Origin of the sequence: Microbulbifer variabilis ATCC 700307, from assembly GCF_000380565.1 — a bacterium.
Lineage (GTDB): Bacteria > Pseudomonadota > Gammaproteobacteria > Pseudomonadales > Cellvibrionaceae > Microbulbifer > Microbulbifer variabilis.
The window spans coordinates 285,219-300,680 of sequence record NZ_AQYJ01000028.1; the positions used below are offsets into that span (position 1 = coordinate 285,219).

General features: G+C 47.9%; 11 protein-coding genes. 6 read left to right on the plus strand and 5 right to left on the minus strand.

What is annotated here, in order from left to right; genetic code table 11:
* Window positions 1-403: 403 nt before the first annotated feature.
* The 5 genes from G367_RS0117010 (at window position 404) to G367_RS0117035 (ending at window position 7,441) form a co-directional block, all read left to right on the plus strand.
* Window positions 404-703 carry a hypothetical protein gene (locus G367_RS0117010; RefSeq protein WP_020414366.1) on the plus strand — a complete coding sequence of 100 codons (300 nt, stop codon included), beginning with the start codon at window positions 404-406 and terminating at the stop codon, window positions 701-703.
* 526 nt (window positions 704-1,229) lie between these two features.
* Entirely contained in the window at window positions 1,230-1,571 is a 342-nt protein-coding gene (locus G367_RS25740; protein ID WP_083922764.1) for a DUF1272 domain-containing protein, read from the plus strand.
* A gap of 228 nt (window positions 1,572-1,799) precedes the next feature.
* Window positions 1,800-2,762, plus strand: a complete 963-nt coding sequence (gene glk / locus G367_RS0117025) for a glucokinase (protein ID WP_020414368.1) — start codon at window positions 1,800-1,802, stop codon at window positions 2,760-2,762.
* Window positions 2,763-2,932: 170 nt separating this feature from the next.
* Complete coding sequence (locus tag G367_RS0117030) at window positions 2,933-5,797, plus strand: TonB-dependent receptor (protein ID WP_020414369.1); 2,865 nt, start codon at window positions 2,933-2,935, stop codon at window positions 5,795-5,797.
* A 135-nt stretch (window positions 5,798-5,932) separates the two neighbouring features.
* Complete coding sequence (locus G367_RS0117035) at window positions 5,933-7,441, plus strand: tryptophan halogenase family protein (protein WP_026305206.1); 1,509 nt, start codon at window positions 5,933-5,935, stop codon at window positions 7,439-7,441.
* 151 nt (window positions 7,442-7,592) lie between these two features.
* Here G367_RS0117035 and G367_RS0117040 read toward each other — a convergent pair whose 3' ends face one another.
* The 4 genes from G367_RS0117040 to G367_RS0117065 form a co-directional block, all read right to left on the minus strand.
* Window positions 7,593-7,892, minus strand: coding sequence for a hypothetical protein (locus G367_RS0117040; RefSeq protein WP_020414371.1), 300 nt, complete (start codon window positions 7,890-7,892; stop codon window positions 7,593-7,595).
* A gap of 43 nt (window positions 7,893-7,935) precedes the next feature.
* The gene (locus tag G367_RS0117045; RefSeq protein WP_020414372.1) at window positions 7,936-9,846 is read right to left on the minus strand and encodes a VCBS domain-containing protein; all 1,911 of its coding nucleotides are present in this window, start codon (window positions 9,844-9,846) and stop codon (window positions 7,936-7,938) included.
* A gap of 1,248 nt (window positions 9,847-11,094) precedes the next feature.
* Window positions 11,095-11,343 carry a hypothetical protein gene (locus G367_RS0117060; protein WP_020414375.1) on the minus strand — a complete coding sequence of 83 codons (249 nt, stop codon included), beginning with the start codon at window positions 11,341-11,343 and terminating at the stop codon, window positions 11,095-11,097.
* Window positions 11,344-11,470: 127 nt separating this feature from the next.
* Complete coding sequence (locus tag G367_RS0117065; RefSeq protein WP_020414376.1) at window positions 11,471-12,331, minus strand: DUF3014 domain-containing protein; 861 nt, start codon at window positions 12,329-12,331, stop codon at window positions 11,471-11,473.
* 276 nt (window positions 12,332-12,607) lie between these two features.
* On the opposite strand from G367_RS0117065, the gene G367_RS0117070 reads away from it, so the two are divergent.
* Window positions 12,608-14,260, plus strand: a complete 1,653-nt coding sequence (locus G367_RS0117070) for an alpha-amylase family glycosyl hydrolase (RefSeq protein ID WP_020414377.1) — start codon at window positions 12,608-12,610, stop codon at window positions 14,258-14,260.
* Window positions 14,261-14,320: 60 nt separating this feature from the next.
* Here the strand turns inward: G367_RS0117070 and G367_RS0117075 are convergent, their stop codons facing one another.
* Window positions 14,321-15,172 (minus strand): universal stress protein, encoded by an 852-nt coding sequence (locus G367_RS0117075; RefSeq protein WP_020414378.1) that lies wholly within the window; start codon window positions 15,170-15,172, stop codon window positions 14,321-14,323.
* Window positions 15,173-15,462 lie beyond the last annotated feature (290 nt).

Below are 15,462 nucleotides of genomic sequence, written 5' to 3' on the forward strand. Positions count from 1 at the left end.
GGGGCAAGACATGGAGCGGCACAGAGTAAAATATAGAGTTTCAGGATGTCTATAGCCGTTGATACTGCAGGGTAAGGTTCGTCCTGCTTTGTTTGTAGAGGATAGTTCTGGAGGTGGCTGGTTAGTCAATCTTTACTTCTCAGTTTCACAACCCCCACTAATATTCAGTATAAATTTTACCTTTGTGATAATAAGGTTAATGACTGATTCGTCAGATTACCGTTTACTATTCAAACAATTTTGTACACTTTTATCAGGTTATAAGTAAAGGGATATTGGGTAAAAGTAATACTTTGGGTAGTGCAACCCATCCCAGCTGAATGCCTGGAGACAGTTCCTAAGAGTTGAGTTATTCCCTATGATCTTATTCGTTTTATAGGTAAAGATGATAAGGGGAACAGATGTGGGTATTTTTGATAAAGCCAGGGAACTTGGCGACAAGGTCAATGAATCTGTGACCGCATTTAGTAGTGATGAAGTGATTGCCAATACGGTTATTAAAGCGGTAGAAAAACAGGAGAAAGTGAAGGCCATTCTGAGGGCCAAGGGATGTAATTATCGTGTTGCTGATATTGATCTGAGCATGGGCATTCCTCCTACTGTAACTTTTGGCGTGCGCAGAATAGACGATGCTGCTGAGAACTATAATGATGAGATTGAGCGTCCTAAACAGGCACAGGAGATTGGGGGCACTCCTTTCTAGTAATAAATTTCAGCGGCTATTTAATCTTTGTCTCTTTGTTAAGTTTGGAACTTTATATCTGATGGAAATTGTAAAGCGTTGTCAATTTGTTGGAGAGAAGGCCTGGCAATCAAAGTTGATTGTCAATATGAAGGGAATTACTACCAAATTGCACTGGATGGACAAATCTTATGTTGGGCATGTAAATGACGGACAGGAGGTTTTGCGGTTATGGATGGAAGCGTGGAAATATTTTACAAGCGTGAAGGTAAGGTATGCTCCGGAGTGCTTAATGCAAGGGGTATATTTTATACGTCGGAAGGTACAGAACATCTCGTACATCCTTTAGGGGTGGCAAAGGTTCTGGTCATAGAGCATGAGAGAGGTGTTTAACTGCTTTTCGCTTATTTTAAAAGTGAGGACTTTTTGTAAAACGAGTTTAAGTAGAAGAGAAATTTATTGTTATTTTTTATGAGAAAAATTTTCAGTATAAAAACAGACATGTCTATCTGATTATGGGTTGGTTTTTCTTTTCGATAGATGATCAATGAGTTGGCAAAATAATAGAGGAGTGTTTCCAGTGCTGGAGCTGAGGCCGAATTGTGAATGTTGTGATAAAAATCTACCGCCAAATTCTGTTGAGGCAATGATCTGTACTTATGAGTGCACCTTCTGCAAATCCTGTGTTGAAGAGGTTTTGAGTAATGTCTGCCCCAATTGCGGTGGTGGATTTTGCCCTCGCCCTGTACGGCCGCGGTTGGCAAGACGTGAAGGAGTGGGGATCCGGTTTCAACCTGCATCGCAAAAGCGAGTTTTGAGTCGCTACAGTAAAAAGGAGATGCAGGACTTTGCTGTGTCCGTGAAGGGAGTAGCCCCTCAAGAGCGCTGAAAGCCCTTAAAGAGGTATAAAGCTAGTTTGGTTGTTTGACCAAATCTAGCTCTGCAGTCTAGGTTTTGCTGTTATTAAGTGCCTAATCGCAAATATGGCCAGTCTATCGACTATCCGGTTCCTCTCCGGGCTGAGATAGCCCCTTTGGCAAACTTTTGGGGCTGGCAATATTTTCTCTGACACCGTAACTTATATCGCCTTTTTTGGGGGGATCTCATAGGGATAAATATGACAAGTATCGTAGCGGATATCGGCGGCACTAATGCCCGCTTTGCCATTGCCAAACCGGTGGCGGCTGGTTACCAGCTTGAAGATCTGAAAGTAGTGGACTGTAAGCGGTTTCAGGGCTTTGATGCCGCCCTGCAACACTGGCTTGATGAACTGGAAGGCCCCCGGCCTGAGAAGGCGTGTATTGCGGCCGCGGGCCCTCTAGAAAAGACCGCCTCCGGTGGCCGCGTCTATATGACCAACCTTGGCTGGAGTATTGATGCAGGAGAGTTGGCCAGGGAGTTTTCCTTTCCGCACCTCGAACTGATCAATGACTTCGCCGCATTGGCGCAATCCCTGCCTCGTCTGGGAAAAGACGATTATGAAGTATTGCGAGATGTTCCCCGGCTGCGGGGTGCGCCAATGGCTGTACTTGGGCCGGGAACCGGTCTTGGTGTAGCAGGTTTGGCTGAGGCAGATGGCCGCTATCATGTCCTTGCTGGAGAGGGCGGCCACGCCAATCTGACAGTATCCACTGAGCGAGAATTACAGCTTCTGCAAATCATGATGAAGAGCCGCGCACCTATTTTTAATGAATGGGTGCTGTCGGGCAATGGCTTGGTGAACCTCTATCGTGCGGTCTGCGAATTGAATGGACAGGAACCGGAAGACTTGAGCCCTCCCGACATTAGCGCGCGCGGATTGGGCGGAACAGATCCCGTATGCCGTGAAACTTTACTGGATTTCCTGAACTTCCTTGGAAGTGCGGCTGGGGATGCGGCGTTGTATATCGGGGCCCGAGGGGGTGTCTTCTTAGGTGGTGGGATACTGCCACGTATTGCGGAACTGCTGCCGGAGAGTGAATTCGAGCAACGTTTTCTGAATAAGGGCCGGGTAGCCCAGTGGATGGAGGCTGTGCCTGTTTATGCTCTTAAAGCCGGTTACCAAGCCTTGATTGGCGCTGCGGTACAGCTTGAGGGGTGATTTTCCTGTATAAATAGCCAACATACTAAAGTGTGGGGTGTAGAGATGCGCCCCTGTGAACAAAATCACAGTTTCTCCCACCTCCTCCCCCCTCGGGGGAGGATGTTATGGATTAGGGGCCGCCCTAGGATGCAGGGTCTCAACATAACGATAAGTCCAGGGAGAAGATGATGAGTCTATCCAATAAAGGTAAAGGGGCGCTCAGACCCACTTTGCTATCTGCTGCCATCGCGGCCTCCGTGTCCACCTCGGTTGGGGCCTATGCGCAGGAGCAGGAAACACTGGAAGAGGTAACAGTTACCGGTATTCGCACCAGCGTTTTGGACTCCGTTGAAGCCAAGCGCGCCGCCGATGTTGTGGCCGATGTGGTAGATGCGGGCGCTCTGTCATCTCTTCCCGATCAATCAATCGCTGATGCCCTGGGCCGCTTGCCCGGCGTAACCACCGTGCGATCCAACGGTCAGTCCTCACAGCTAAATATCCGCGGTATGAATGGCGACTTCCTGCAGACCACCCTGAATGGTCGTGAGCAGGCCTCTACCAGTGGTTATACCGAAAGTACTCGCTGGATCTCTTTTGACCAGTATCCAGCTGAGCTGATTAATCAGGCCGCGGTCTACAAGACTCCGAAAGCCTCTCATATTGAAGGTGGTGTAGCGGGCTCTGTAGAGCTGAAAACAGCCAATCCTCTCGACGCCGAGAAAGAACACAACTTTAATGCCAATGTGCGTATGTCGTTTAACGACGCAGCCGACGACGTCGGTGCCGACGAATTCGGTGAGCGTGTCACGCTGTCGTACATGGGTAAATTTATGGATGACAAGGTGGGCGTCGCCCTGGGTTATTCCCACCTTGAGCAGCCGAACAGCTTTGTAAAGTCCCGCACGGGTGCAGACGCCCAGATCGGTTATGAACCGCCGGCAAGCGATTACGATGGTGACGGCAGCGCAGATGCTTTGCCGCGCGCATTCCAATGGCAGTCAGGTGATGGTACCGATACCCGTAATGGTTACCTGGCCAGCGTCGTTTTTGAGCCTACCGATGGTTTCAAGGCCCAGTTGGATTACTTCAAATCTGACTTTGAGCGTGTGGATACCCGCCACGGTATTACGGTTGGTGGGCTGGCCAATACAGACATGTATACCCTTTCCGATACGGAAGTAAACGGCGGAGTGGTTACCGATGGAACGGTAATTATTACCGATCCAAAAACTGTTTACGATTCCAGCCCCTGGTTTGAATCCCGCTCTGAGGATCAATCCACTCAGGCGGATAGCGATAGTATTGGCCTGAACCTGGAGTGGAATTTTGGTGACCGCCACACTCTGGCCGTTGACTACTCCTATAGTAAGGGCACCAAGACGCGCAAGGATCAGATTGTATCCATGCACGCTTACGACCTGACCTACGATGACAATGGTAACTTAGAGACCTGGGAAGAAGCTGCTGGCCAGAGCTTTGCCTATTCCCTTAATGGTGACGGTATTCCCTCAGGCGTTTTCTCCGGTGTAGATTTCACCGATCTGGATACCATGCGTTTGTCGCGCTACGAAGAGTACCCCCACGAGTACACCGATAAAGTTGAAGCCTTCAAGTTCGATTACAAGTTTGACTTGGAGTGGCGAGCCATTGCCTCTATTGAGACTGGATTCCGTGTCTCTGAGCGTACCTTCGATTCTGAGCGTGGTGCTTTCCTGTACGGTAGCCGCGATGGTCAATTCAATGACTACTGTGCGGATAACCTGTCCGACATCGATTGTGAGCCGCAACTACTGGACGGCTATGTCAGCGTTGAATCCACCAATGGGATACCACAATTCGTAGTCAACGATATGGATGCTCTGGCTTCCAGCATTTTTGGAGCCGGTAATTACGAAGGTAAAAAGGTATTTAGCCAGGACTGGACTTTCGTTGAGTCCGGTGCTGTGAAAGAGGAAGTTTTTGCCTACTATCTGATGGCTAATATTGAAACCCAGCTGGGTAGTATTCCAGTAACTGGTAATTTCGGTGTACGGGTTGTTGAAACCGATGTGAAGTCCAGCGGTATCCAAAATGTGGGTGCTGGCAATGGTATCGAAATTACTGATGACGTGGGTGTAACTTCAGATAGCTACGACTATGTTGAGTACGGCCCCGAATACACAGACACCCTGCCTTCCCTTAACTTGAACTTTGAGCTGACCGAGCAGGACTACATTCGCTTTGCTGCAGCTAAAGTGATGGGCCGTCCGCCGGTTGGGCAGCTGAAGGGCGGCGCTGGCTCCTGGAACAGTGTTAACAACGATGGCGCTACGGAGTACAACGTTTGGACCAAGGGGTCTCCCTACCTCGATCCTTTCCGTGCAAACCAGTTTGACCTGGCTTATGAGCACTATTTCGAGGATGGCGGCGCGGTAACTGCAGCCATTTTCTGGAAAGATATCGAAAGCCTCGTAGAAAAGCAGTATATCTACCTGGACAGCCAGGCAGATCGAACGGCGCTGTTTGATTCCCTGGGCATTGAAATTCCCGTTGGTCTGGAAGCCGGCGCTTTCGAGACTTACGTGAACAACGACAAGGGTGGTTATATTCGAGGCATCGAGCTTGCGGGTACCAAAACCTTTGATCAGCTGCCTGGTATTTGGGCTGGCTTGGGTATGACCGCCAGCTATTCATATACTGAGAGTGAAACCGAAGTGAGTGGCGGTAACCTCTATGGTGAAAACCTGCCGTTGCCGGGCCTCTCTGAAAATGTCTGGAGCACTACAGTATTCTGGGACATCGGTAATTTCAGCTCCCACGTCAATGTTCGCTATCGGGATGAATTTATCCTGAATATGCCGGTACCAGGTAGCTCCACACCTGTGGAAGCACAAGCCTATACCACTGTCGATGCACAGATATCCTACGCATTTGATAATGGTATCGATGTGATTTTCTCAGCGAACAATCTTACGGATGAGGCTGATGTGAAATCCTACGGAGTAGATGGCGTTCTCGGTGAATACACTGAGTTTGGGCGTCAGTTCTACCTCGGCTTGAACTATAGCTACTAAGTATCGCTGATTCTTTCGGTGTAAAACCGGAGATGTGATAAGAGACCGCCCGCTGAGCTACGCTTGCCGGGCGGTTTTTTTTGGAATATCAAATGGCCCGAAAACAAGTGCGGTGCCGAATTTTTGAGAGTCGCCATGAGCAATCAATGTAAAAAAATAATTATTCTTGGCGGGGGTACCGCTGGCTGGATAACCGCCAATCTGATGGCGACCCATTGGCAGAATAAAGGGTTTGAAATCACCCTGGTGGAATCACCGGATATTGGGATTATCGGTGTGGGGGAGGGATCAACTCCGCCACTAAAGGGTTTTATGGAGACTATAGGGGTTAGCGAATCGGAGTGGATGCCTGCTTGTAACGCTACTTACAAGGTCGGTATTACCTTTAGGGATTGGTCGGTCAAACCGGGCTTTACCGAGTATGTTCATCCCTTTGTCGGCCAGCCGGACCAATTTACTATCCCGGCATTTTTTCATAATAGTTACCTGCGAAGGAAAGGCGTTGACCTGGAGGGGCACCCGGACCACTTCTTTCTGGCAACTGAGTTGATCCGGCAAAAATTAGCTCCAGTCGCGCCGGAAAACTTCCCTTTTGAAATTGCCTATGGCTACCATTTTGATTCTGGTTTATTGGGCCAGTTCCTGCGGCGTGTTGCAGAAAAGAAAGGGGTTCGCTATAAGGTGGCGACAGTGGCTGGCGCCATGCTCGATGCACAGGGGAATATTGATCACCTGAAAACTACTGATGATGAGGTGCTCAAAGCGGATCTGTATGTGGATAGTTCCGGCTTCCGTGGAAGTCTTATACAACAATCCCTGAAAATTCCTTTTATTAGTAGCGCTGAGAGTCTGTTTAACGATTCTGCGGTTGTATTTGCTACGGACCAAGAAAGGGAGTATGCACCGCACACTATTTCTACTGCGATGAAATATGGCTGGGCCTGGAAAATCCCACTGACTAATCGCAATGGCAACGGCTATGTTTATAGCTCTCGCTTTGTCGATGATGACAAGGCGGAAACGGAATTTCGCGCTCACTTGGGTTTGCTGGACAGTGATGTCGAGGCGCGTAGATTAAATTTCAAGGTGGGTCGGGTTGCCGAACACTGGGCCAAGAACTGCCTGGCAGTGGGGCTCTCCCAAGGGTTTATTGAGCCTTTGGAGGCAACGGCGTTGGATATGGTTCAGGAAACCGTTGTGCGCTTTATAGAGGCCTATAACAATGGTGATCATACAGATAAGTATAGGGCTGACTTTAATGATCGTATCAGCGCTCGTTTTGATGCGGTGCGGGACTATATTGTCTGTCACTACCGTATTAGTTCGAGAACAGATACGGATTATTGGATTGCCAATGGCACTAATGAAAAGATATCTCCCTCCCTGCGCTCAATCTTGATGTCCTGGATGGCAGGCAAGAATATTACTGATGAACTACTGGATCAAAAACTGGATGTCTATTTCCCGAATGTATCCTGGAATTGCCTATTGACTGGCAAGGGAATTTACCCGGGACAGGAGCAGTTACGTCCAGGTAATGAGTTGGCGAACAAGTATAAAATTGAAGAAATTATGGATTTTAATCGTCGCTGTGCCCTAAATTTTACCTCACATATTCAACAGTTGAAGTTACTTGTTTCGTAGATGCATTGAAATCCAGGGATGTTAAGAGCCCCGCGTAAAGCGGGGCTGGAGGTCAGTATAAAGCTGTAACTTCTTGGGCGCACTATATGTAGGCGCCCAGAGAGAAAAATTTAAATAGTCAGTGTTTACTATAGTAAATCGACAGGCTAACTTACTCCTCTCCCTCAGTCTCAAGTTTTTGGGTCTCCTTGATATGTAGCATCCGTTTTTTTCCGCGTTCACCGCGAATTTTTACTCGATCCCCAGTTTTCATACCCTTGCGCTTTAATTCTTCAGCTTCAATAAAGTAATAATGACCACTTTGCTCATCTTTGAGGGAAAAGCGTCTTTCTACCTTTCCCGTTTCAAAGTCTTCAGAAATAATTTCTTCCAAAGTGCCGGTTACGACCTCCTCTGCTTGAGCAAAAACGGCGAGGGTTATACCTGTGATCAGTGTCAAAACTCTAAGCATATTATTTATCCTTCCAATACTTTGTTAACTTTCTCTAAGGTAATTAGTTGTAACTCACTGTGATTACAGCAGATTTCTTGATTGAGTCGGATGATTTGTACGTAATTGTGAGTCCGATTTTTGAGTCAGTGAAGCTATCACCAACCTGCTCTAAAACTGCTACATGGTTGGACGTTCTACCATTGAGATAGTGAACGGTTACTGAATCTTCAAAGTGAGGCCTAGGATTCAGTATATCGTGAGCTACATGGTAGTTAACATAATAGTGGTTTTGTCCATTGCTGCTACCATTACTCTCTATTTTTAATTGCTGGGGAAGAGAGCCAGAAAGCTCTCCAGCAGTTAATTCAATGGCTTCGATTTCCACATCTTGGGATGAGCTGGAAACTTGTTCAACTGTTGTTGTGTACTCAGGGAAGAGGTTATACCACTTCATATATTCTCGATGCGCACTGCCAAATAATCTTGATCGAGAACGATTGCCCATTAATGAGCCATCAGTGCCATATTCACTATCTCCGCTATCGTTAGTATCACCATCATTATTGCTATCCAGGCCTGCATGGCTTAGGCCGATATTATGACCTAGTTCATGTCCCATAACATTTTGATCGGAGAAAGAGGCAACAAGGCTCATACCCCCTCCAACGCTGGCAACACCAGCTCCTACAAGACCAGCTTTGTAAGACGCGTTTGGATAAATGAAGACCTGATGACGCCAGTTGCGTAAGTTTAGTGGCTGGTTATTTTCGTCAACGAGATTATCACTAGCCCACTGGTAGGCTTTGTCACGCCATGTGAAGCCGTCATCTGTATATTCCCCTTCCTGGCCGGCCTCGGCACGGGCAACTGCATCTGCAATGCTTAATGTACCGCCGTTCTCGCTATCTGGAATATTGAAGACCACGCAGTCAACAGAGGTATCCTCATTGCCTGGTTCGCCGTAACAGTAGTGCTGTAGAGACTTATCGTTGATTCTATGGCGTAGGAACTTTAACTGCCCAAAAGAGTTTTCTCTATAGGCATTATCCAGTGAATCTTTATCATTGAAGACAGTATTCGCTATGTGAGTAAGATCCCCCTGGTCTGTTGCCAGGCCATCAGAGAAGTTCATTAAAATAAATACTATACTACTCTCTGATGGGTCAATAGTGGCTATGGTAAAAGTAACAGATTGCTCTGTCCCGTCTGTTAATTGAAATGCAATGGTATCTTCAGCTGTTTCACCCTCTTTCAGGCTATCTGCATTGTTGTTTAGCGTAAACTCCCAATCTCCATTCTTTAGAAGTTTGAACTCACCATAGCTACCTGAAATAGTCTCCTCAGGAAATTCTGGAGTATTACCATCGACATCCTCTATCATCATAGTTCCGTTAGCATGCTCTCTGCTATTTACGATCATAGTAGCTAAGGGAGAGCCGGGATCAAAAGTGTAAGCGTCATCAGTACCTGTGACTGATATGGTAATAGTTGTTGTTTTTTCTGTGCTTCCAATGCCAATAGAAAATTCATCTGTAACCAGTTCGTTTGCATTTAGTGGATCAGCCAGATTACTTTCTAGGGTATAGCTCCAATTGCCATCTGAAGAGACTTTCAGGTTGCCATATTTTCCTTGAAGGCCAGTTTCCTCAAAGGTTTGATCTGTGTTGCCGCTATCTATCAATTGACCTGAAGTAGTTATTTCAACATTTTCTGTGACGCTACCCTCACCTCCACTGATTACTCCGTTACTATCTGTGTCATTGCCGGTATCAGTATCTGTATTGCCGCCAGTGCTATTGTCTGAACCGTCATTGCCATTATTGGAATCACCGTTATCGCCACTGCCATCACTTACGGGGTTATTGGCATTGTCATCGTCCGGACTCTGGCCACTGTCACCGCTGCCGCCACCGCAGGCTGTCAAGAAAACGGATAAACTGAAGACTGTTAGTAGTTTTAATGGCTCTCTCATAATTTCTTAATTAATTCGAATGTAGTTGATGAAAATTGAATCGAATTATAGGGAGGGTAAATTGTTATTCTGTGACGTCGGGTGTGAATTTAAGGTTCCGTTACAGATTATGAACAACCTTAGAGTTCGAAACAGTCGATTTCTGCCCATATGAGCCAATGGTAGGAAGGTGTTAGTGTGAGGGGAGAGTCACAAGCAGGGCACTCATCGTATTAACGTACTGAAACTATAAGTATTTTTTTAATGATCTTCAGTGGATAAATAACTGGTTATTGTTTCTCTGCTTTAGGATCACAGTTTTGTGATTTCTGACACCTCTCTAATGTATGTTTTATGGTTGTATCTCGCTTTGTTCTATGGCTATTTTTAAATAACGCAAAGCTTTTACTTGGTCGCTGTTACTGGAATACTTTTTACTGTATACCTTTGCTAGTTTAAGAGATGAAGTAGCATGCCCAAGTCTGGAAGACTTCTTATAGAGTTCTATTGCGCGATCCTGATTTCTGTCTACCTCTAGACATTCTTCAAGCATGCGAGTTTGATTAAAATAACCTCGTGAAAATTGCTCGCTCAAACGATTGGAGAGCGTTGAGGTAACCCTTTAGCCTATATTTGGGATTTGAGTAGATCAAGACCAAGTTTTGCATTGCCACTGCCGAGCCGCCCTCTGCTGCCTGAGAGAGGAGCTCGATTACCAGCCCGAGGTCCTGCTCCACCTCCTGACTACCCTGATAGAGTGAACCTAGATTATAACTGGCCCTGACAGAACCCTGTATTACAGCATACTGATTCTTTTCCGCTGCATGCTGATAGTTCTGTTTTACACCAGCCCTAAGGCAGTGCTGGTAAGGTATTCCAGATTATTTGTCTTGACACAGAGAGCCTACCGGTCGTAGGCGTTTTCGTGGTTGGTCTGTACTAGATTTCCATTGGCATTCAGAGCGCCCATGTAAAACTGATCTTTGATGCATCGACATTTGGCGGTAGCTTCTTAGTTTTTCGGGGCTAGCTGTCCATTTTTTGCTGGTTATGCAATTTGTTTTTGGCGATATATGCACTCAGTTAGAGAGCGAGAGGAAATCCTGAATTGGCGGATTTATTCAGATATTCAATCCCCTTGCTGTTATGATCTTTATCGCTTATTTCAAGCAGATAACTGCCATAATGAAAATAAGCAGCGGGAAAATCTGCTTAAATAATCCTTCAATATTTTCCCACTGGCCAGTTGTGCTCCACAATTTCACTGACCTAAAGCTGGTACAGTGGCTGCATAGTGGCTTGGAAATAATACTTCTGTTCTTGTCCCTGGTGCAGTATCTGGGACTTGGATAAATGCACACGCACATTGTCTTCTGGTGGCCGCCCGGATTTTACTGGTGCCAGCTCTACTACCCATTCTGGAGCCGGTGCAAAATGTATTTCCAGGGTTGCGTGCGCGACCGAATCAATGAGGATAAGTGCGACAGCCAGCGGCCTGCCGGGGGCAAGATATTTCAAAGTGGGCCTCTATAGGCTTGTTAGCAGGGGCTTTATCGGTAAGAAGGAGATCAGGGGGCGAATAAGATATTGAGAGAGGGCTTTTATTAGCCTGTGCCAGTAGGTTGGCACAGGCTGGTTATGGGAATTACTGGTTTTGTTCCTGTTGGGGCTGTTGTACTGGTATGGCCTGTAGCTTTTCCTTTAGCTCTTTGAGTTTTTCTTTAACTCGTGTGGCGTTATCTGGACCCATACGGATCATCAATTTCTGCACACCGGGCAGTTTTTCCAGTGAAGGGTCGGCAAATTTATAGTAAACCGACGGACGTACCAGCTGGATAGGGCCCTCTACTTCCGGTGCTGCCAGCACTTGGTCAATGGCTTCAAGTACTACTTGGTGGAAGCTTTTATCGCGGATACCCAGTTCACCCCAGGCTTGGGACAAGCGCGGATACCAGTATTGATAGAGACCTACCGCCATATCGGTGTTCATCAGGGCGAAAATTCGCACGGGTTGATCGTAGCGGCGATAGTTATCCGGAGATAACTGGTAGCCTTCCATAGATGAGCCATCGACAATAATCGGGCCGCGAATTGTTTTGAGTGGGCGATGCTTGTGGATCAATTGGCCGCGTGAGCCTGCATTGGCAGCGGCTACCCATTTGCGGACTACCTCCTCGGACACCAGCCAGCGGGATAGTGCGTTATCTGGTGCCAGGGTCATCAGGTCATCATAAGCGGCTTTGTCACTCTCGTTGAGTGGAGGAGGGGGTTCTCTACCGGGTTCTTCTGCCGGTGCGGGTTCTTGGGGTTCTGGAATGGGTGCGGCCACTTCTGGCTGCGCCATTGTTTCCGGTTCGGGGGTGGTTTGGGGCTCTTCGATTACTTTGGTGATGGGAACTTCATTCTTCTTTTCCTCGCCGGTCCACAACCAATAGGCTGCCGCGGCGACGACAATCACCACAATAATTCCGATGATCCACCCTTGCCTAGACTGGTGTTCCGACATTCCCTGCCTCCTTTTTGCTGCTATCAGAATGTAACGGTTGGACCACGATAAAGCCCTGCGGTTTCTCCGTGGTGTATGAGTTTTACATTACTCTCCGTTGCAGCCAGTCGCAAAGGGGAATTGTGCTTTCATGAGGCTTATGGTGAAAAAGGGATATTAACCGGACGCTGCGGTCGCAATAGCCCGAATCTACGCCCCCTAGCAGGAGGATGTGTGTTTTACTGTGCATATTAGAGTGCAATGGGCAAATAGTGAGCGGTGAGACAAGAGGAAATAATGTATAAATTGACCAGCTTTTTGATGGCCTTGCTATTGGGAGCCGCGCAAGCTGCTGTAGCTGTCGAGCCGGTAGATCCTTTCTGGCGTAATGCTACTGTCTACTTTATGTTGCCGGATCGCTTTTTGAATGGCGACACCAAAAATGATTTCCCCTACGAACGGAAAGCTGACGCAGCTTATTTGCGCGGCTTTGAGGGCGGTGACCTGCGTGGGGTGATAGAGAAAATTGAGGAGGGATATTTTAATGATCTCGGGGTGGATGCTATCTGGATGGCTCCGGTGATTGAGAATATCCACGGCTATAACGAGTCCGATAAGCGCACTTATGCTTTCCATGGATACTGGCCCAAGGATTGGACCGCTGTGGATGCAAACTTCGGTACTGAGGCCGAGTTAGCGGAGCTGATTGAAGTCGCCCATAACCGCGGTATTCGCATACTAATGGATGTGATCATTAATCATACCGGGCCTGTTACGGAACAAGACGCGAAATGGCCGGCTTCCTGGTTGAGAAATGGTCAGCAGTGTGACTGGTCTGATTACGCCGGGAATGTTGAATGTGCGATACACGAGAACCTCACAGATATTCTTACGGAAAGTGAAGATGCTGTGGCGTTACCGCCGCAGTTGCTTGAAAAGTGGAAGGATGAGGGACGCTTGGAGCAGGAGCAGAGTGAACTGGATGCATTCTTCGAGCGTACAGGTTATCCCCGTGCGCCCAAGTACTATCTGATCAAATGGCTGACAGACTGGGTGCGTGAGTATGGGGTGGATGGTTTTCGTGTGGATACAGTAAAACATGTAGAGGCAGAAGCCTGGGCAGTATTGAGAAAAGAAGCAGATCTGGCACTGGCGGAATGGAAAGCCAGAAACCCGCATAAGAAACTTGATGACCGTGACTTCTTTATGGTGGGGGAGGTCTATCACTTTGGGGTTAATAACTTCGGTCCCACAGTTGGGCGTGCCTACAATTACAATGATAAGAAAGTGGATTTCTACCGGCATGGCTTCGACAGTTTGATCAATTTTGACTTCGCCCAAGTTGCCGGCCAATCTGCTGAGGAGATCTTCTCCAGCTATTCAGTAGCACTAAATAACGGAGACTTGAAAGGTTTAGGGGTACTCAACTACTTGGGTTCACACGATGATCACCATTCATTTGATCGTGAGCGCGAGCAAACTGTGAGTGCTGCTACCAAGTTGATGTTGGCTCCCGGTGCGGTACAGATTTATTACGGCGATGAACTGGCTCGCCCCATGATCGATGATCGTGCCTATGGAGATGCCTCCATGCGTACCAGGATGAACTGGGATGACCTAAAAAAGCCTGAGACCCGTAAATTATTGGCTCACTGGCAAAAGCTCGGCCAGTTCCGCCAAGCCCACCCAGCGCTGGGTGCTGGTGTGCACAAGAAAATCGCTGATATACCTTACACCTTCGCTCGTACCTTATCCGGCGAGCAATCGGTCGTAGTTGCTATGGATCTGCCTCGTGGAGAAAAGACTGTCTCTGTAGTGGGGGTTTTTGCTGATGGCACTGAGCTGACGGACTACTACTCCGGCAAACGTGCCAGGGTTAAAAGCGGTAGGGTAATGTTTGATACTCAGGCTGAGTTACTGCTGCTCTCGGCCAAGCCGAAGAAATCATAGCAAGCATAAGGCCCGGCAATTTTTCGATTGCCAGGCCTTAAAGGGCTTTATTAAAGCCGTTCAATCGTGTTTCATTTCAGTGGTAGTGAACTGGTTGCACACCATCACGTCCACGTCTAGCTGGCCGATCACTCGTTCGGCGGTGTTACCGCGCAGGAAGGAGCCGGTTTCACCGTACTGGTTCAGGGTTCCCATTACCACCAGGTCCGCATCAATCTCGCGGGCAATAGTTTCCACCACATCACTGGTATATCCCTGCTTCACGTGAATGCGGTGTGTTGGTACTCCGGTTTTGTCTGCGAGTTTGGCCAGCGCACCTCGATCCGGGTAAAGCATGGAATCCAGGTAGGCGTTTACCAAGTGCAGTTCGGCACCATAGTGACCGGCAATATAAGTAGCCCGCTCGCTGATCTGGCGATTTAGCTGGCGCTGTTCCAGGGTTTTAGCCTGGTAGTTCACGGTGGCCAATACCACTTTTCGCTCTTCCTTGGCGCCAGGACGGATTAGGACCACTGGGCAGCGTGCAGTTTTTAATACCTGCCACTTGGACTCGGCAAAAGTAAAGCGGCGGCTGGATTTTGCGTGTACCGGCAAATAGATCATTTCCGCATTGTAGCGCTTGGATTCCTGCACAATGGCTGCTTGCCAGTCGCTGGACCAGCATACAGTAATTTCACAGGATAGCCCTGCTTCGGAAATAGGCTCGCGGATTTGCTCGCGAAACCAGGATTCATCACGAAAGAGGTGGTCGTTTACTGCGCGCGTATCTACAGCCTCACCATCAACGGCTACAAACACTGCAAGGCGCGGTTGTGGATTGCGCCCGCGGGAAGTGGTCAGAGCTCGCTCCAGAGCTACATGCTTTTCATCGTTGGGGTCCACTACCACGAATACGGTGCTTTGCTGCTCCATCTTTCCTCCAGATCAAAGGGTATTTCTGGTCCCTGCCTTATGCAGTTGACTCTTGGGTCTAATCTATCACGGGGCGATAGTGGCGCGGAGATTTTGTTATTGAAATACGTAGAAATATGCGCCATTTGGCCCTGTTATCGGCGCATAATGAAGCAATGGGGGAAGCACGTATTGAGTTAGATCAAGTTGAGTTGCCAGCAGGGCTATCCTCTGGGGCTATCGATACAATAATCACTATCTGGCTGAAATACATTACTCAGCTATTAGTGATGGCAGTATTTGTTAGGTAT

Coding starts and splice junctions, on each gene's coding strand:
- G367_RS0117030 (WP_020414369.1), top strand. CDS start 2,933: ATGAGTCTATCCAATAAAGGTAAAGGGGCGCTCAGACCCACTTTGCTA.
- G367_RS0117070 (WP_020414377.1), top strand. CDS start 12,608: ATGTATAAATTGACCAGCTTTTTGATGGCCTTGCTATTGGGAGCCGCG.
- G367_RS0117065 (WP_020414376.1), bottom strand. CDS start 12,331: ATGTCGGAACACCAGTCTAGGCAAGGGTGGATCATCGGAATTATTGTG.
- G367_RS0117035 (WP_026305206.1), top strand. CDS start 5,933: ATGAGCAATCAATGTAAAAAAATAATTATTCTTGGCGGGGGTACCGCT.
- G367_RS0117040 (WP_020414371.1), bottom strand. CDS start 7,892: ATGCTTAGAGTTTTGACACTGATCACAGGTATAACCCTCGCCGTTTTT.
- G367_RS25740 (WP_083922764.1), top strand. CDS start 1,230: ATGAGTTGGCAAAATAATAGAGGAGTGTTTCCAGTGCTGGAGCTGAGG.
- glk (WP_020414368.1), top strand. CDS start 1,800: ATGACAAGTATCGTAGCGGATATCGGCGGCACTAATGCCCGCTTTGCC.
- G367_RS0117075 (WP_020414378.1), bottom strand. CDS start 15,172: ATGGAGCAGCAAAGCACCGTATTCGTGGTAGTGGACCCCAACGATGAA.
- G367_RS0117045 (WP_020414372.1), bottom strand. CDS start 9,846: ATGAGAGAGCCATTAAAACTACTAACAGTCTTCAGTTTATCCGTTTTC.